The organism is Helicobacter sp. 'house sparrow 1', assembly GCF_900199585.1.
GTDB lineage: Bacteria > Campylobacterota > Campylobacteria > Campylobacterales > Helicobacteraceae > Helicobacter_H.
Window position 1 is genome coordinate 1 of sequence record NZ_FZQY01000007.1, and the last position, 17,178, is coordinate 17,178.

Annotated in this window: 17 protein-coding genes; 12 read left to right on the top strand and 5 right to left on the bottom strand. The window is 31.8% G+C overall.

From position 1 onward, the window contains the following. The first annotated feature begins 171 nt into the window (after window positions 1–171). On the top strand, window positions 172–405 hold the full coding sequence (locus C6H31_RS03940) for a hypothetical protein (protein ID WP_104697521.1): 234 nt from the start codon (window positions 172–174) through the stop codon (window positions 403–405). A gap of 365 nt (window positions 406–770) precedes the next feature. Here C6H31_RS03940 and C6H31_RS03945 read toward each other — a convergent pair whose 3' ends face one another. Further along, window positions 771–1,427 (bottom strand): hypothetical protein, encoded by a 657-nt coding sequence (locus tag C6H31_RS03945; protein ID WP_104697522.1) that lies wholly within the window; start codon window positions 1,425–1,427, stop codon window positions 771–773. A gap of 58 nt (window positions 1,428–1,485) precedes the next feature. Here C6H31_RS03945 and hypE point away from each other — a divergent pair, with 58 nt between their 5' ends. Further along, window positions 1,486–2,493: a hydrogenase expression/formation protein HypE gene (gene hypE, locus C6H31_RS03950; protein WP_104697523.1), complete on the top strand. Its 1,008-nt coding sequence runs from the start codon at window positions 1,486–1,488 to the stop codon at window positions 2,491–2,493. Window positions 2,494–2,496: 3 nt separating this feature from the next. Here hypE and pyrC read toward each other — a convergent pair whose 3' ends face one another. Further along, window positions 2,497–3,510 (bottom strand): dihydroorotase, encoded by a 1,014-nt coding sequence (gene pyrC / locus C6H31_RS03955; RefSeq protein WP_104697524.1) that lies wholly within the window; start codon window positions 3,508–3,510, stop codon window positions 2,497–2,499. Window positions 3,511–3,610: 100 nt separating this feature from the next. Then, window positions 3,611–4,420, bottom strand: coding sequence for a 3'-5' exonuclease (locus C6H31_RS03960; RefSeq protein ID WP_104697525.1), 810 nt, complete (start codon window positions 4,418–4,420; stop codon window positions 3,611–3,613). Between the two features lie 93 nt (window positions 4,421–4,513). On the opposite strand from C6H31_RS03960, the gene C6H31_RS03965 reads away from it, so the two are divergent. The 3 genes from C6H31_RS03965 to C6H31_RS03975 all read left to right on the top strand — a co-directional run bounded on the left by C6H31_RS03965 (window position 4,514) and on the right by C6H31_RS03975 (window position 9,050). After that, window positions 4,514–6,796 (top strand): TonB-dependent receptor, encoded by a 2,283-nt coding sequence (locus tag C6H31_RS03965; protein ID WP_104697526.1) that lies wholly within the window; start codon window positions 4,514–4,516, stop codon window positions 6,794–6,796. A 121-nt stretch (window positions 6,797–6,917) separates the two neighbouring features. Next, window positions 6,918–8,126 (top strand): hypothetical protein, encoded by a 1,209-nt coding sequence (locus tag C6H31_RS03970; protein ID WP_104697527.1) that lies wholly within the window; start codon window positions 6,918–6,920, stop codon window positions 8,124–8,126. A 9-nt stretch (window positions 8,127–8,135) separates the two neighbouring features. Then, the gene (locus C6H31_RS03975; RefSeq protein ID WP_104697528.1) at window positions 8,136–9,050 is read left to right on the top strand and encodes an ABC transporter substrate-binding protein; all 915 of its coding nucleotides are present in this window, start codon (window positions 8,136–8,138) and stop codon (window positions 9,048–9,050) included. Here the strand turns inward: C6H31_RS03975 and C6H31_RS03980 are convergent. Next, window positions 9,040–10,350 (bottom strand): glycosyltransferase family 2 protein, encoded by a 1,311-nt coding sequence (locus tag C6H31_RS03980; protein ID WP_104697529.1) that lies wholly within the window; start codon window positions 10,348–10,350, stop codon window positions 9,040–9,042. The genes C6H31_RS03975 and C6H31_RS03980 overlap by 11 nt on opposite strands. 168 nt (window positions 10,351–10,518) lie before the next feature. Between C6H31_RS03980 and ureA the strand changes: the two genes are divergently transcribed. From ureA to C6H31_RS04015, 7 genes are read left to right on the top strand one after another with little or no spacing between them, the layout of a single operon-like run. Then, window positions 10,519–11,196, top strand: coding sequence for an urease subunit alpha (gene ureA / locus C6H31_RS03985; protein ID WP_104697530.1), 678 nt, complete (start codon window positions 10,519–10,521; stop codon window positions 11,194–11,196). 15 nt (window positions 11,197–11,211) lie between these two features. Beyond that, on the top strand, window positions 11,212–12,921 hold the full coding sequence (gene ureB / locus C6H31_RS03990; protein WP_104697531.1) for an urease subunit beta: 1,710 nt from the start codon (window positions 11,212–11,214) through the stop codon (window positions 12,919–12,921). A 14-nt stretch (window positions 12,922–12,935) separates the two neighbouring features. Beyond that, window positions 12,936–13,451 (top strand): AmiS/UreI family transporter, encoded by a 516-nt coding sequence (locus C6H31_RS03995; protein ID WP_104697532.1) that lies wholly within the window; start codon window positions 12,936–12,938, stop codon window positions 13,449–13,451. Beyond that, on the top strand, window positions 13,451–13,975 hold the full coding sequence (gene ureE, locus C6H31_RS04000; RefSeq protein WP_104697533.1) for an urease accessory protein UreE: 525 nt from the start codon (window positions 13,451–13,453) through the stop codon (window positions 13,973–13,975). The genes C6H31_RS03995 and ureE overlap by 1 nt, the downstream gene beginning before the upstream one ends. Before the next feature lie 2 nt (window positions 13,976–13,977). After that, a complete protein-coding gene (locus C6H31_RS04005; RefSeq protein ID WP_104697534.1) occupies window positions 13,978–14,643 on the top strand; it encodes an urease accessory protein UreF in 666 nt (221 codons plus the stop codon). Between the two features lie 16 nt (window positions 14,644–14,659). Next, window positions 14,660–15,262, top strand: a complete 603-nt coding sequence (ureG, locus tag C6H31_RS04010; protein ID WP_104697535.1) for an urease accessory protein UreG — start codon at window positions 14,660–14,662, stop codon at window positions 15,260–15,262. A 3-nt stretch (window positions 15,263–15,265) separates the two neighbouring features. After that, complete coding sequence (locus C6H31_RS04015) at window positions 15,266–16,027, top strand: urease accessory protein UreD (protein WP_104697536.1); 762 nt, start codon at window positions 15,266–15,268, stop codon at window positions 16,025–16,027. Here C6H31_RS04015 and tgt read toward each other — a convergent pair. After that, window positions 16,024–17,151: a tRNA guanosine(34) transglycosylase Tgt gene (gene tgt, locus C6H31_RS04020; RefSeq protein WP_104697537.1), complete on the bottom strand. Its 1,128-nt coding sequence runs from the start codon at window positions 17,149–17,151 to the stop codon at window positions 16,024–16,026. The genes C6H31_RS04015 and tgt overlap by 4 nt on opposite strands. Window positions 17,152–17,178 lie beyond the last annotated feature (27 nt).

The following is a 17,178-nucleotide window of genomic DNA, read 5'->3' on the forward strand; positions in this document are numbered from 1 at the left end:
ATTAAAGACAATCATCGAATCTATTTTGATTTTGAAAGAAGTTTTGGAGGAAAGATTATTACAGATTATCAAGTAAATCTTTGATATAGATATAGCTTTGGTTCTTCCAAATATACTCCATATAATGGGGTTTCTACAACAGAAATTAAGCAAGTAGAATCTATTAAAGAAATGGCACCAACCAAAGGATTTTATCTACAAGTATTTGAAAAAGATAAGCTCTCTAAAAAAGAAGAAAATACTCTAAAGAAAATAAAAGATCTTAGAGTTCAAAATAAAGGAAATTCTAAAGTTTATCTAGTAGGTCCATTTAACAGTGAGCAGGATGCATCAAAACAAAAAGATCAAATGCAAGGCATATTAAAAGAATTAAATTCAAATGCTAATGTGATTGTAGTGGAATAAGTTTTAAACCCTAACTCTCATCAGAGTTAGGGTTATTTATCAGATAGAAAAACATAGAAAAACTAAAAGATGCAATGCATCAATGTTCTTTAAAATAAAGAGAACTTTCCTTCTCTTGCCACCACTTAATTTTTCTTTTCAAAGATTTTTTTATAAAACAAATCTTTAATAACTTAACATGACAAACAATGCGACAATATACTTTGAAAGTTTTAGTATATTTATAATAGACTCCTATTAAGTGGTGGTAGGAGAGGGAAAAGAAAGTTTTAGAATTTTATAAGTTTTAATTCAGTCTAAAATGGATAGTAAGATTATTTTTTTGTTGCTGAGAAAATAAAATACTTTTTTTAGCGATCCATAACTTATTGGGCGTCGTGCTTCTTTGATTCTTTTGAAGTAAGCTCAAAGCTAAAGTAGTGCTTGTCTTCACCGACAACAACTTCAATTTTAAATGTTTTATTATCTATTATTTTCTTTGGAAGAAATACAACAAACCCACCTAAAAAATTATCTGTATTTAAGGTTGTTTTCTTTAAATAGTTAGAAAGAAGAATTTTTCTACTAAATTCAGATTCTTTAAAATAGAGATCATCGTTATTATTAAGAAAAAAGATACCGCCATATAAAGTAAAAAAAATATTTGATCTTTGAGAAGAAGCTATAGGAGGGGTGGGAATATTGAAATTTTCAAGACTATTTTTGAAATTATAGCCACTTGAAAGTATTTCTTTTGGAGCAAGAGGTAAGATAGTGTCATTATCTTGCAATAGCTTAATATGATTAAAATCAAAAATAATATCTTTTGCTTTAGCAGTAATTAAAAGCATAAAAGGAGTGTTTTGAATATATACATCTTGTGCAATTTCAAGCCTTACCTCAGAATCCTTTTGTTTGGATAAAAGAACTTTTTTACCTTGGAGGAAATTATAACTTTGATTGGGTTTTATATCAAATACAGATGAACATCCACTCATCAAAAATAAAACGATAATGGGAACTAATTGAATTGCTACTCTCATAATATTCTATTTTTTCTTGTATTATTTGATGGCAATATTACAAAAAAAAGGTATCAAAATGCAAACAATACAGATTGCACACGGTAGTGGTGGGGCACAAACAAATGAATTAATTGAAAAGATTTTTTTGAAGTATCTAGGAAGTTTTTTTGTAAGTCAAGGGGAAGATGGGGGAGTGTTTGATGCAAACTCTAAGAAATATGTAGTTAGTACAGATTCTTTTGTGGTAAGTCCTTTATTTTTTTCTGGAGGAGATATAGGAAAGCTTAGTATTTGTGGAAGTAGTAATGATGTAGTAATGATGGGTGCTATTCCTAGATTTGTAACCTTAGGATTTATTATGGAGGAAGGGCTTGAAATTTCTGTGTTAGAGAAGATTTTAGAGTCAATGCAAAAGGAATTAGCTCAAACCAACTTAAAAATTTTATCTGCTGATACCAAGGTGGTTGGTAAGGGCAGTGTGGATAAAATCTTTATTAATACTACTGCGATTGGGGAGGTTATTTGTGATATTAGCATCCAAAATCTTCAAGAAGAGGATGTAATTATTTTAAGTAGTGATATTGGAAATCACGGTAGCGTTATTTTTTGTGAAAGAAATGATTTAGGCATTACTTCAAATATTCAAAGTGATTGCAAACAACTTTATGGACTACTTGAGAACATCTTAAAAAATAATGAAATAAAAATTCATACAATAAGAGATGCTACAAGAGGCGGATTAGCATCTGTTTTAAACGAATGGGCTCAATCTTCTCAAATGGATATTTTAATCCAAGAGGAGGCAATTAGAATTAGTAATGAAGTAAGGGGTATTTGCGAGATTTTAGGACTTGAAGCCTATGCTTTGGCAAATGAGGGGGTTTGTGTAATAGCCTTGCCTCAAAGATATGCAAATCAGGTCTTAGAAATGCTTCAATCCCATAGTGATGGAAAAAATGCAAGTATTATTGGAAAAGTTATCCAAAAACAAACACAATTCCCAAGAGTAATATTGCAAAATGCCTGGGGAAGCAAAAGATTTTTAGATCTTCCACAAGGGGAATTGCTTCCTAGAATTTGTTAGTTGTTAGGCCAATTTCCATTGTAAAGTTTTTCCACAATTTAGAGGAATAATTCTGTCATTGCCTATAGAAATTTCACTAGGAATGATAGTTGGTTGCTTGATTAGTTTAACAAGTTTTGTATTTTTAAAACTTAAATTATAGTTTTTTATCGCATTGTCGCTGACAAAACTTTGTAAATTATCCAAAGCATTATGCTTTTCAAAAAGCTCTACAAGACTTTCAAGTAGATAGGGAGCAGAAAAAATTCCAGCAGAGCTATTTTCACATAATTTTTTACTTAAAAGATGTGGAGCACTATCTGAACCAAAAGATACCTTAGGGTGCGCTTGAAGCGCAAGCTCTAGAAGCATTTCTTTGTCTTTTGGGGTCTTGAGAATAGGCTTGCAAAAATAATGAGGATTTAAGCCTTTTCCCAAAAGGTCATCTAGGTCCATAGTAATATGATGCAAAGTCAGTGTTGCATAGAGATTCTCAAAGTTTTCTAAGGCTTGAATGCTTCTATGATCACTCATATGCTCTAAAATAATCTTTAATTTTGGAAAATTTTTAGATAGTTTTTCAAATACTTTTAAAAACTCATACTCTCTATCTAGGCTAAAACCATTGCTTTCACCATGAATACTCAAAATAAAACCTAAATCTTGCGCAATCTCTAAGATTTTTAAAACCCCATCATCTAATATATCTTCAACACCATTGGAAGAATTTGTAGTAGAACCTTTGGGATAAAGCTTTAAGACTTTAAATCCCTTTTCAAGTGCTTTTTCCAATTCTTTTTGATTTAACTCTTGATTAAGATAGATACTCATAATTGGATAAAAATCTTTTGCAAGTCTTTTTATTTCTTGATAATAATTATCTGCAAGATTGGCATTTGTAAGAGGTTGTTTTAAATTTGGCATTACTACACCACCTAGGAATCTATCCGCGCTAAATGGTAATACAGATTCTAAGATCTCTCCTTCTCTTAAATGCAAATGCATATCTAGAGGATTTTTTAAAGTAATTGTATCCACGATATAACTCCTTTAGGCTAAATTATTGTAGCAATAGTATCTAACTTTATTGAGTAATTCATATATAGAAGAGAGTTTTTAATGTATTTAAGGTTTAAATTCAGCCTATGTTCTCTAATTCTTTAGAAATCATAGAGGTAAAAATACCCCAATAAGGCTTGTCATTAGGAATTTTAGAGGAAAAATCTTCTAAAATCGAATAATAATCTTGAAGAGTTAAAGCCCCCTTGAGAAGCTCATATTTTAAATAAAGCCAATAGGTGTTTAAAACATCACTCTGGCAGTAATCTTGAATCCTTTTTAGTTTTTCTGCAAGATCGTTATTATCTTCATAATAAATTTGATGCACAAAATCCCCACTTATATCATATTTCCCGGGTAGATTAAGCATTACGCAGATATCATCAAGTTTCATTCCCCTGATACTCCCAAAGTGGCTTAATGCATCTAGTAAATCTGTATGAAATCTCTCACTATATCTTTGACGATAATTTTCCCATTTATTTTTATTAAATTGAGGATTATCATTTTCATAATATGCCGTTGCAGAAAGATTATAAAACATTGCTCTTAGCATTATTGTAGGAATATCAAAATTCCTTCCATTATAACTTACCAGTTTTGGATTTTTTCGATCAATAAAAGCAAGAAAATCTCCAATGATAGATTTTTCATCATCATCTCTTCCAAAATTACCAACTTTAATGAAACGACCATAATCATCTGCAATTACGCTTGAAATTGCTACGATTTTATGTAAATTTATGGGTAAAAACTCACTACCTGTTTTTTCTTTTTGAAGCTCAAAAGCTTTTTGACAAAGTATTAAATCATTGGTTTCTTCTTGACCTAGAAACTGCCTAAGCAATGCAACATTTGGAACTGTTTCAATATCAAATACACAAATCATAATATGGATTTTATCACATTAATGTCATATCATTCGTTTTTATGGTAGTATTATTTTTCATCAAAAAAATAATACGAAACTAAAGGATTGTTTATGAGTGGATATAAGGGAGTGTTTTTTTTATCTCTTTTTGCTCTTGCTTGTGCACAAGAAGAGCAAAAAGAGTTGGATGCAATTGTAGAAACCTCAAATAGAATGCCCACGCTAATTACAGAGGCACCTGGTAACATTAGTACAGTAGATCAAAAGCAAATTAGACTACAAGCTTCCAAGCAAATGAGTGATGTGATTGGAAAAGTAGCTGGTGTTAGAATAGATAAAGAGATTGGTTATAACGGACGCCCTCAAGTCTTTATGCGAGGAATTCCTTATGGAACAATTCTTATGTTGGATGGTGTAATTTTAAATGATTTAGAAGGCGAGATAAGAATCTTGCAATCTATCAGTCCTTATGATATTGATAGGGTAGAAATTGTAAGAGGGGCTTTTTCAAGTTTATATGGAACCGGAGGTGTTGGAGGTGTAATTAATTTTATTACCAAGATGCCAACAAAACTTGAAGGTCAAGCCACTATTGGATATGGCAATGAAATTGTCAAAAATGGTGCGGAGAAAAATCTAATTAAGGGATATATTAGCCTAGGTAATGTATTTTTGGAAAATCGCTTAAGAGTTAGAGCAAGTTATGCTTTTACTACTTCAGAAGGTGCTTACAGAGTTCCTGCCACTGCAAAACTACCTTCTGGTGCCACTGCAAATGCTACATTGACTGATGGAACTGCATTGCAAAATGGTATGATGGTAGGATGGATTGGAAGAACAGCTTATCTTACACAAGATGCTAGAGTAAAACTAGAATATGATTGGAATGATGCTGATACCACAAGCTTTACTTTTAATGTCTCTACAATTTCAGAAAATCAACATGATCCCATCTCTTATCTTAAAAATTCTTCTAATGGAACAATATTTGGATATGAGACAACTTTAAATCAATCTTCAGATGGGGCAAAAACTACTGGTTATTATAATCCTTTCATTGGAACTGGCTGGGGAGGATTTAGACAAGAATATAATATTGTAGGTTCTCTTTCTCACAAACATTATTTTAATGATACATCTTTCTTAAATGTTGTATTGGCAAGTGTTAATCTAATTAATTATTGGAATGATGGTTGTAATGGAGCAAATTGTACAGACAAGGTATCAGGTCAAGATGCTATAACTCAAGGACATCAATCTTATGTATTTGGGGGCAGGGGAAGTAGTTCAGATAATTTTGCTTCAAGCAATTATTTAGACATTGTCTATTCTAATCAAATGAATGAAAAACATTCCATTGTAAGTGGTTTTCAAGCAAGAATAATGACCTCCATCAATGAAAGAAATTATGTGAGTGATTTTGCCGCACAACAATTTTGGAAATATTATGATGGGACTTATGCTAGGGACACAAGTGCAGCTTACACTCTAGCAGCCTTTGCAAATTGGCAAGCAAAATGGAATCAATATCTCTCTACAAATTTGGGTTTAAGATTGGATTATTGGAAAAATTTTAATATGAGTACTTTTGATCATACCGCAATTGACCCGAGCTTACAAAAATTTGATAGCACAAATAAATTTTTTCCATCACCAAAATTTGCAATCAATTACAACCCTTGGAAATATACAACTCTAAAAGGTTCAATTGGTATAGCTTTTAGAGCACCTAATACAAGGCAAATGTTTGCACATTCTCACGATGGCGATTACCAAATTTCAAATCCCACACTTTCTCCAGAATATGGTTTGCAGTTTGATATAGGGATTGAGCAAAGAAATCCTTATGGAGGCATAGTAAAAGTTTATTACTATCAAACTGAAATGTATAATGCAATTTATAAGAGTGGGGCAGGAACACAAGATGATCCTTTTGTAAATAGAAATGGTGGTCGAAGTAGATTTAATGGTGTGGAAATTGAGTTAGAACAAAAAATTTATAAGGCTCTATCTTTAAGCGCCAATTATACATATACAAGAGCAATTTTACTAAAAGATCCTCAAAATCCGGAATTTAATGGAAATCAGCTTGCTTCAATTCCTAGACATATGGGAGGACTTTCTTTAAACTATGGTGAAGATCAAGGATTTTATGGTAGTTTGCAGATGAGAGCTCAAAGTGGTGCTTTTACAAGTATCAAAAACATACCTCCAAAACTTGCATTTAATAATGTTACAGAAAGGGTTATTTTTAATCTCAAATTAGGGTATGAATTTAAAAATAAAAATTATATTTCACTAAGTTTTTTAAACTTTACAAATGAAAAATATTATGATTACTATCGTGGTCCTGGAGCTAGTTTTTTTGTTGAGTTTGGTGGCAAATTCTTTTAAAATATCTATAAAATAAGAGCAAAATCCAAAAAATCTAGTAGAATACTTGCTTTAAGTTAATAGTTGATAAGAATTAAGTAAAAAAATATTAGATATCAGAATTTTTATATTAGGGTTTTGTATGAAGAATTTAAGTCAAATATTTCTATGCTTTGGATTTTGTTGGGGTATTGCATTAGCAGATTCAAATATCCCAAAGCAAAGCAATATTTTACAAAAAACTGATCAAGAAGAGTATAAAGAGGAAGGAGGGGAGTTAAAAGAGGAAGTCTCAAAAGCTCTTGAGTCGAAGAAAAAAACTTCTTATGAAAAGCTTATTGAAAAGGAAAAAGAGTTGCAGGTCTCTAGGGAGAGCGTTCCTGTGACAGAGGTAAAATATTTAATTAAAACACCTGTCCCAAAAACAGCAAAATATTTACCCTTCTTGCAAACTTTGCTAAATATACAGCCAGGAACACTACCAAATCCTATAGGAGTTTCCCTTATTGGTAGTTATACACACGAGAGATATAGAGTAGTGGAATTTAATGGAAAAATGGGAGACATTGGAGGTAAATTTAAGAGTGAGCTAGGGGGGCTTTGCTCCTCTCTGGGTCCAATTGCAGGTAGATTATGTCAATCTACCATAAGTGGTATTGGGGATGGAATCAATACTGCAGTAGGAGCCGGAAAGTCTAAAAAATGGGATCTTTCTGAGGGAATAGTGGATGTTAAAACAACTGCTGTGGGTGTTAAAGCAGATATGTATCTTTTTCCTTTTATGAATATTTTTGTTACTACTGCTTATTTAAGTGTTGAGCAAAGTACAAATGTAGGAACTGCCACTATTACTACAGAGCCAACCAAGATTCTTGGTCAAAATATTGGAAGTTTTTCATTACCTTTTAATGTTGGCACTATCAGTAATAAATTAGATGGCTTTTTAGTGATGGCAGGAACAAATCTAGCTATAGGCTATAAAGGATTCTTTCTCTCCTGTATGATTTCTGGAGGATATGTAAGACTAGATGATTTAAAAAATAATATTAAAGGTTTTGTTGAAAAGCCCTATATGTATATTGCCCCAAGGATTGGCTATACCTATAATGGTATTTTTACAGTACATACAGGTGTGCAAAGAATCCAACTTTTTGGAGAAACAAAGGGAAGTGATCTGAGTCAGATTACAGGAGGATTGGTTGCAGGATATACCACAAAAATCGATAAATTTCCTGTAACTTTTCTAGCGGGAGCTCAATTTATGTTTATGAGAGATTTAGGACTTGCTATTGAATATGTTGGAAGTCCTGATACAAATGGTATTAATGCAGAGCTTGTATATAGATTTTAGTTTAAATTGATGCAAAGACTTATATTATTTTTTGGAACTATTTTATTTTGTTTTGGTGTTGAATATGAAGATTTTTTTGGAAAACACTATTTGGAAAAGGTCCCACAAAGGGTTGTTTATCTTAGTACCTATATTGAAATGCCTGCAATGCTTGAAATTTGGGATAAGGTTGTAGGAATTTCTAGCTATGCCTTTGATGATGATATAGTAAAACAGACTGCTCCACTTGATAAAATCCAAAAATTTCCAACAGATCATTATGCAGGAATTGATATTGAAAAATTAAAAAAAATGCAAGTGGATTTAGTAATTACCTATCCTGCTGACCTTAAATCAATTGAATTTGCAAAGAAGTTTGGTATTAACTTTTTTGCTGCAAAAAGCAAGAAGATTGATGAAGTTTTAAGAGATATACAAATTCAAGCAAAAATTTTTAATAAACAAGAAGGGATGCAAGTAAAGATTTCTAAAATGAAAGAAATTCTTGAATTGATTGAAAAAAGAGTTCCAAAACAAAAAAAGAAAAAAGCCATTGAGATTTTTCATAAAATCAATCAAGTCAGCGGAAAAGAAAGTTTAGATTCTGATATTTTATCAAAAGGTGGGGTAGATAATGTTGGAGAAAGGTATATCAAGCAAGGAAGAGGAGAAATAAATCTGGAAAATCTTATTGTAGAAAATCCTGATATCATCTTTTTATGGTGGCTAAGCCCCTATGAAGTAAAAGATATTTTAAGCAATCCTCAATTACAAACACTCAAAGCTGTGAAAAATAAACAGGTTTTTAAATTACCAGCAATGGATATAGCTGGACCAAGAATACCTCTAATTGCTCTATATATCGCTATGAAAAGCTATCCAGAGATGTTTTTAGATATAAAATATGAAGATATTTTACAGGAGTATTATAAAGTTATTTTTTAGGTAATAGCTCCAATGTTTTTTTAACCTTTCTGATTAGAGAGTCTTTAAAGCAACGAGTGAAAGCTATAAATACATAAATTGGAAAAAATAAGGCCAACCTTCTAATAGTCTTTATCTTCTTAAAGAGGGTCTTTATATTTTTTGGATCATTATTAAAGAACTTTTTAGTATGTTTTGGATAAAAAATATAAAAGTATTGGATTGCAAGGACAAAAAATTCTTTGATTTGCTGTAGTAAAATTGCCTTTTGATCTTGATCTATATTTGGAAGCTTCATTAAATTAAAAAAAGTTTCAATAATTTTTGTATAAGAATAGGCACTATAATAGACTTTCAAGTTAAAATAACTCTCAAAATTACCTCTTAGTTCCTCTAAATAAATTGGCATTCTTTTTGGAAATTCTTCTTTTTTTGAGAAGTGAGATAAAGAAGATGCCCTCACTAAATAATTAACTCCAATAAAATTTTTAAAATAAATTTTTTGACTAAAAAGAAGTAAGATTGTCCCAAAATCGCAATCTTCATAATCAATGCCATATTGAAATCTCAAGGTATAAAAATCCAATCTCTTAGCCAAAAACATCCCCTTCCATACCCAAGGCGTATATCTACTTTTTGCTTGAGAAAAATATTCTTTACCATTGTCCCAAATTTTAGTATCTAGCGGATCTATCAGACACCTTTCTGGAAAACTTGAACCTGTAGATTCTGCAACATAATTAAAGTTATGCCATATAACATCATATTTTTCTTGCAATAAGGGCTTGATGCAATTATAAATACAATCTAGCTCAAAACTATCATCACTATCTAAAAAATGGATATAACAATTTTGTGGCATCTCTTGCAAAATAAAAGAAGAGCTGTCAATCAAATCAGTTTCAACAAATCGCGGACTTACTAAATTAAAATGTGCTTTTATAAAAGATGATTGAATTTCTACAAGCTCCTCATTAAAACTAAAAGCTTTCTTCCGTGAAAACACTTTTTTGTCTATAGTAAATTTTTTTTCTATAACTTCTCTTAATGTTAATGTTTTAATAAACTCTATACCCATATTTCTAGCACTAGACAATCCGCCATTTGGTTTATTAATGAGAAAGATTCTTGAATCTTTTTGTAGATACTCTTTGGCTATTTCCAAGCTTCTATCTGTACTTCCATCATTTACAAGGATAATATCTAGATTTTTAAAAGTCTGTAAAATTACGCTATCAAGACATTTTCGAAGATATTTTTCTACATTGAAGATTGGAATAATAATTGAAACATTAATAGGGGAGGGTGGATTTAGTTGCATACAATAAAATTAGCCTTCCTGTGAATTAAACAATAACTATTTGAAATAATATTAAGAAATTATCAATTTTTTATCAATTTTTTATCAACTGTTGATCTAAAAAGAGTTAAATATGAAAATATTAGCAATTCTACTAGCCGCTAATATTTTTATAATAAAGGAGAAAAGATGAGACTCACCCCAAGAGAAATGGACAAGATGATGCTTCATTATGCTGGCGAATTAGCCAAAAAGCGTAAAGAAAGAGGAATCAAGCTGAACTATGTCGAAGCGGTTGCCATGATTAGTATGGAAATAATGGAGTTGGCAAGAGAAGGCAAGAAGAGTGTTGCTGAGTTAATGAGTTATGGCAAACAGATATTAAAAGCGGATGATGTAATGGATGGAGTTGCAAGTATGATTCATGAAGTACAAGTGGAAGTGAGTTTTACAGATGGAACAAAACTTGTTACAGTTCACAGCCCTATTGAAGATAATGGAAAATTTACCCCAGGGGAATATATTTTAAAAGATGAAGATATTCTTTTAAACAAATCAAAAGAATCCATAGAATTAAAGGTTGTTAATAATGGTGATAGACCCATACAAGTTGGATCGCATTTTCATTTTTTTGAAACCAATAAATTATTGAGTTTTGATAGAGAAAAAGCTTATGGAAAGCGCCTAGATATTGCATCTGGAACATCTGTAAGATTTGAACCTGGTGAAAGCAAAACAGTAAGATTAATTGATTTTGGTGGAAATCAAAGAATCTATGGTTTTAATGATTTAAATAATGGTCAAATCAATGAGGATAACAAGGCAAGGGCATTAAAGAGAGCGCAAGAAAAAGGCTTTATAAAGTAATTGAAGGAGTAAAAGATGGTAAAAATTTCAAGAAAAGAATATGCATCAATGTATGGGCCCACTGTGGGTGATAAAGTAAGATTGGGAGATACCGAACTTTTTGCAGAAATTGAAAAAGACTATACAGTATATGGAGAAGAAATTAAGTTTGGTGGTGGTAAGACAATTCGGGATGGAATGGCACAAAGTGTAAGTAGTAATGGAGAAGAGCTTGATGCGGTTATTACAAATGCTATGGTGATTGATTATACAGGTATTTATAAAGCAGACATTGGTATAAAAGATGGAAAAATTGCTGGTATTGGTAAAGCTGGAAATAAAGACACTCAAGATGGTGTAGATAATAATCTTATCGTAGGAACAGGAACAGAGGCAATTGCAGGGGAAGGAATGATTGTCACTGCGGGTGGAATTGATACACATATTCATTTTATTTCTCCTACACAAATTCCAACGGCTCTTTATAGTGGAATTACCACAATGATTGGTGGAGGAACAGGTCCTGCAGCAGGAACATTTGCCACAACTTGTACTCCTGGAAAATGGAATATGAAGCAAATGTTGCGTGCTACAGAAGAATATGCTATGAATATTGGACTTTTTGGAAAAGGAAATAGTTCAAATGAAGAAGCATTGAGCGAGCAGATTAAAATGGGTGCTTTAGGACTTAAAGTGCATGAGGATTGGGGTTCTACTCCTGCAGCAATTAATCATTCCTTAAATGTAGCAGAAAAATATGATATTCAAGTAGCAATACACACAGATACTTTAAATGAAGCAGGTTGTGTTGAAGATACGCTTAAGGCAATTGGAGGAAGAACTATTCACACATTTCATACAGAAGGAGCTGGTGGAGGTCATGCCCCAGATATTATTAGAGCAGCAGGTGAGGCAAACATATTACCAGCATCTACAAATCCCACTATTCCTTTTACAAAAAATACTGCAGATGAACATTTGGATATGTTGATGGTATGCCATCACTTAGATAAAAATATCAAAGAAGATGTAGCTTTTGCAGATAGTAGAATTAGACCAGAAACAATTGCTGCAGAAGATGCGCTTCATGATATGGGAATCTTCTCAATTACAAGTTCAGATTCTCAAGCAATGGGAAGAGTAGGAGAAGTTATCACAAGAACTTGGCAAACAGCAGATAAGTGTAAAAAAGAATTTGGTAGATTAGAAGAAGAACAAGGAGATAATGATAATTTTAGAATTAAAAGATTTATTTCAAAATACACAATCAATCCTGCCATAGCTCATGGAATCTCAGAATATGTAGGTTCAATTGAAGTTGGAAAAATTGCAGATTTAATTCTTTGGAAACCAAGTATGTTTGGGGTAAAACCTGATGTAATTATTAAGGGGGGAATGATTGTAGCTTCTAAAATGGGTGATGCAAATGCCTCAATTCCAACTCCAGAACCAGTAGTTTATACAGATATGTTTGGTGCTCAAGGTGGTGCTAAATATGATTGTGCTGTGACTTTTGTTTCAAAAGTAGCTTTTGATGCAAATATTAAAGAGCAAGTAGGACTAAATAGGAATGTCTTGCCTGTGAAAAATTGCAGAAATATTACAAAGAAAGATATGAAATTTAATGATGTGATTACAGATATATTTGTAGATCCTGAGACTTATGAAGTAAAAGTCAATGGAAAGAAGGTTACTTCTAAATTTGTGGATAAAGTAGCCTTAGGACAACTTTACAACTTGTTTTAGTTTAAGGAGAGAAGATGTTAGGTATTGTGTTGATGTATGTTGCCATTGTTTTAATTAACAATGGTATTTGTCGTATTTCAAACATTGATGGTAAGACTGTGTCTGTGATGAATATTTTTGTCGGTTTATTATCAGTGATTGCAAATATTGTAGTGATTGTTCATGGGGATTTTGGAGATGGTGGAAAGAATGATTTTTATGCCGCTGCTACAGGTCTTCTTTTTGGTTTTACTTATCTTTTTGTTGCCTGCAACAACCTCTTTAAACTTGATGGTAGGGCTTTTGGCTGGTATAGTCTTTTTGTTGCAATTAATTCCATACCAGCAGCATATCTAAGCTATGCTGAAGGCACCGCAGAAGGTATTGCATTTGCATATATTTGGATTGCTTGGGGTGTATTGTGGTTTACAGGTTGGGTAGAAGCTGTCTTAAAAAAAGAATTAAAGTTTGTTCCTTATTTAGCAATTGCTGAGGGAATCTTTACAGCTTGGATTCCTTCTTGGTTAATCCTAACAGGATATTGGAACTAATGCTTATAGAACGCATCCTAGGAAATATAAAAGAACAAAAGGATACAAAAAAAGTATCTATTGATATTGTTTGGATTGAATGGTATGAGACAAGAAAAAAGATTGCAAGACTGAGGACATCGCAGGGTCGAGAAATTGCAATGAGACTTACTGATATCCCAAAAAGTGGTATAAATGATGGAGATATACTTTATAGAGATGAAGATTTTATGATTATTATTTCTATAAGACCAGTCAAAGTGCTTTATATTTTTTTACAAGATGTTGTTGATGTTGCAAAAGTTACTTATGAAATAGGCAATCGTCATATGCCACTATTTTTTGGAGACAATCCAATGGAGTTGCAAACCCCATTGGAGTTTCCTCTGCAAGTTTTATTGGATAAATTAGCAATACAATATAGCATTAAGGAATCAGTATTGGATTCTAAAAATAGGCTAAATGTTAGTATGCCTCATTCTGAGATTAAAAGTAAATTAGAACTTAGTAAAAATTTTGAGGTCAAAATAACAAAAAAGGCATAATAATGGATTTTTTATTACTACAGATTAATGATTCTTTATTTCCCATAGGAAGCTATACGCAATCTTTTGGCTTAGAAAGTTATATTCAGTTGGGTTATGTAAAAAACAAAGAAGATGCTCTAGAATATTTAAAATCAAATCTAAATTCACAAATGCTTTATACAGATTTATTGGCAATTAAACTTATTTATAATGCTAATAAGGATCTTAATAAGATTTTAAAGATTGAAGAATATATGAATGCTGCTACCTCTCCAATGGAATTGCGAGAGGGTTATATAAAGTTAGGTTCAAGATTTATTAAAACTATTCAGTCTATGCCCTTAGAATCTAATACTTTCTTTTTGGAGTATATAAAATCTACTTTATATCCTTTTCATGCTACTGCTTATGGAAGTTTTTGTGTTTCTTATGATATGGATATGGAAGTTGCAATCAAGCATTATTTGTATGCACAGACTTCAGGTATTGTCACAAATTGCGTAAAAACAATTCCTTTATCACAAAATGATGGGCAGGCAATACTAACTTTAATGCATCAAGAATTCAATAAAGTGTATGAAAAACTCAAAACACTTGATCATAATTTATTTTGTAATGCAAGTATCCATAATGATATCAAGGCAATGCAACACGAAAGACTTTATTCAAGATTATATATGTCATAAAATTAGAGGAGAAAAAATGGTAAAAATTGGTATTTGTGGTCCTGTTGGTAGTGGTAAAACAGCCCTTATTGAATGCTTAACAAGATTAATGAGCAAGGATTATTCTATGGGGGTGATTACAAATGATATTTATACAAAAGAAGATGCAGAGTTTATGAGTAAGAACTCTGTAATGCCAAGAGATAGAATTATTGGGGTAGAAACTGGAGGATGCCCACATACAGCTATTAGAGAAGATGCGTCAATGAATTTAGAGGCTGTAGAGGAGATGATGCGTAGATTCCCCGACCTTGAAATATTATTAATAGAGAGTGGTGGTGATAATCTTTCTGCTACCTTTAGTCCGGAATTGGCAGATTTTAGTATTTTTGTTATTGATGTAGCAGAAGGAGATAAAATACCTAGAAAAGGTGGTCCTGGTATTACAAGATCAGACTTACTTGTTATTAATAAAATTGACTTAGCTCCCTATGTTGGTGCTGATTTAGGGGTAATGGAGAGAGATTCTTTAAAAATGAGAGGAGAAAAACCCTTTATTTTTACAAATATTAGAGAAAAGCAAGGTATAGATGAGATTATTGCTTGGATTAAAAAATATGCTCTTTTAGAGGGGTTTTAATTAATGAGCAATTATACTCAAGAAAGTATTTTGGAATTAACAACAAAGCTTGGAGTTGGAGGAAAAAGTGTAATTGAACATGTTTTTTTTACTCCACCTTTAAAAATTATTAATCCTATTTATGAAGAAGATGTTGCAAACATTATGCTTTTATCAGTTTCTGCTGGTTTGATGAAAGATGACAAGCAAAGAATTGATATAAAAATAGGGGCGGGAAGTCAAATCAAACTTACTTCTCAAAGTTATGAGAAGATACATAATACTTTAGATGGAAAAGCTAGTAGGAAATCAAAAATTATTCTAGAAGATGAAGCGTATTTAAATTATACGCCGCTGCCTACAATCCCCTTCAAAAACTCAGATTTTGAAAATGCAACAAGTATTTTTTTGCAAGAAAATTCAACACTCCATTATGGTGAGATTTTTTGTGCAGGAAGGGTAAGTAGAGGAGAGATTTTTGAGTTTAAAAATTTTATTTCAAGGTGCCATATCTATTGTAATGAAAAGTTACTTTTTTTTGACAATATGTCCTTAAATCCTAGAGAAACGAAATTAACCAGTGTGTGTATGTTTAATAAATTCACTCATTATTTAAATTTAATCATCTGGGACAAGAATCAGGATATAGACTTGCTTTATGAAAAGTTAAAAGACACCAAGATAAATGCAGGAATTACTAAGAATGCAAATGGTGTCATTGTGATTAGAGCATTGGATTATGAGAGCGAAAGATTATTAGATCTAAAATCTTATCTAGGGTTTTAAGATAAGATTCTATTTGCATAAAATTGATGCTTAAAATCCTGCCATTTATTATTTAAAATGGCTTCTCTTGCGTTTCTTGTAAGCGTGATATAGTAGTGGAGATTATGCAATGTTGCAAGTCTGAAGTAGGTAATTTCATTGGCTCTAAATAAATGATGCAAATAAGCTCTTGAGAAATTTTTGCAGGTGTAGCATTGACAGTTTTCATCTATAGCAATGTCTTCTAGTTTGTGAATGGAAGATTTAATATTAACTTTTCCAAAGGTAGTGAATAAACTACCATTTCTTGCATTTCTACTAGGCATCACACAATCAAACATATCCACCCCTCTATCAATTGCTTCAATAATATTTTCAGGGGTTCCTACTCCCATTAAGTATCTTGGCTTATTGGTAGGAATAAAAACATTAACATAATCAATGCAATCATACATCTCTTGAGCACTTTCTCCAACAGCCAATCCACCAATTGCAAAACCATCAAAATCCAGCAATTCACAAAGCTCTTTTGCACTTTTTTCCCTCAGTTCCTTATCATTTCCTCCTTGAATGATTGCAAATAAATTATTATCTAGGCCTATTCCCCTTTCTTGTTGTTTTTTGTGATATAAAAGGCTTTCCTTTGCCCATCTTGTCGTGGTATCCACAGATTGCATAATTCTTTGTTTATTGGATGGAAGTCCAATAAGATCATCTAAAACCATCATAATATCACTATTTAAATTATATTGGATATCTAGAACTTTTTGAGGTGTGAAGAAATGCTTGCTTCCATCAATATGAGATTTAAAGGCAATACCATTGGGATCTTTTTTCATATTTTTACTTAAACTAAAGGCTTGAAAACCTCCGCTATCTGTTAAAAAACTATAGGGATACTTTGTAAAATGATGCAATCCATTTAAATCTCTAATCACTTCTGAGGATGGTCTTAAGTAAAGATGATAAGTATTGGCTAATATGATTTTAGCATCAAGGTGGAGGATTAGATCAGAAAAATCTAGACCTTTTACACAAGCTTGGGTTCCAACTGGCATAAAGACAGGAGTGTGTATAGTTGAGTGTTTAGTCTTAATAGTTGTAGCTCTTGCATTTTGAGAAATATTATCTACTTGAAAAATCATCTTTAAGCCTTATTTTGATATAATCTT

What these genes read in the sequence shown, in the direction of transcription:
- C6H31_RS03940 (WP_104697521.1), top strand. Translation starts at nt 172, where the DNA reads ATGGCACCAACCAAAGGATTTTATCTACAAGTATTTGAAAAAGATAAG.
- C6H31_RS03945 (WP_104697522.1), bottom strand. Translation starts at nt 1,427, where the DNA reads ATGAGAGTAGCAATTCAATTAGTTCCCATTATCGTTTTATTTTTGATG.
- hypE (WP_104697523.1), top strand. Translation starts at nt 1,486, where the DNA reads ATGCAAACAATACAGATTGCACACGGTAGTGGTGGGGCACAAACAAAT.
- C6H31_RS03960 (WP_104697525.1), bottom strand. Translation starts at nt 4,420, where the DNA reads ATGATTTGTGTATTTGATATTGAAACAGTTCCAAATGTTGCATTGCTT.
- C6H31_RS03965 (WP_104697526.1), top strand. Translation starts at nt 4,514, where the DNA reads ATGAGTGGATATAAGGGAGTGTTTTTTTTATCTCTTTTTGCTCTTGCT.
- C6H31_RS03970 (WP_104697527.1), top strand. Translation starts at nt 6,918, where the DNA reads ATGAAGAATTTAAGTCAAATATTTCTATGCTTTGGATTTTGTTGGGGT.
- C6H31_RS03975 (WP_104697528.1), top strand. Translation starts at nt 8,136, where the DNA reads ATGCAAAGACTTATATTATTTTTTGGAACTATTTTATTTTGTTTTGGT.
- C6H31_RS03980 (WP_104697529.1), bottom strand. Translation starts at nt 10,350, where the DNA reads ATGCAACTAAATCCACCCTCCCCTATTAATGTTTCAATTATTATTCCA.
- ureA (WP_104697530.1), top strand. Translation starts at nt 10,519, where the DNA reads ATGAGACTCACCCCAAGAGAAATGGACAAGATGATGCTTCATTATGCT.
- ureB (WP_104697531.1), top strand. Translation starts at nt 11,212, where the DNA reads ATGGTAAAAATTTCAAGAAAAGAATATGCATCAATGTATGGGCCCACT.
- C6H31_RS03995 (WP_104697532.1), top strand. Translation starts at nt 12,936, where the DNA reads ATGTTAGGTATTGTGTTGATGTATGTTGCCATTGTTTTAATTAACAAT.
- ureE (WP_104697533.1), top strand. Translation starts at nt 13,451, where the DNA reads ATGCTTATAGAACGCATCCTAGGAAATATAAAAGAACAAAAGGATACA.
- C6H31_RS04005 (WP_104697534.1), top strand. Translation starts at nt 13,978, where the DNA reads ATGGATTTTTTATTACTACAGATTAATGATTCTTTATTTCCCATAGGA.
- ureG (WP_104697535.1), top strand. Translation starts at nt 14,660, where the DNA reads ATGGTAAAAATTGGTATTTGTGGTCCTGTTGGTAGTGGTAAAACAGCC.
- C6H31_RS04015 (WP_104697536.1), top strand. Translation starts at nt 15,266, where the DNA reads ATGAGCAATTATACTCAAGAAAGTATTTTGGAATTAACAACAAAGCTT.
- tgt (WP_104697537.1), bottom strand. Translation starts at nt 17,151, where the DNA reads ATGATTTTTCAAGTAGATAATATTTCTCAAAATGCAAGAGCTACAACT.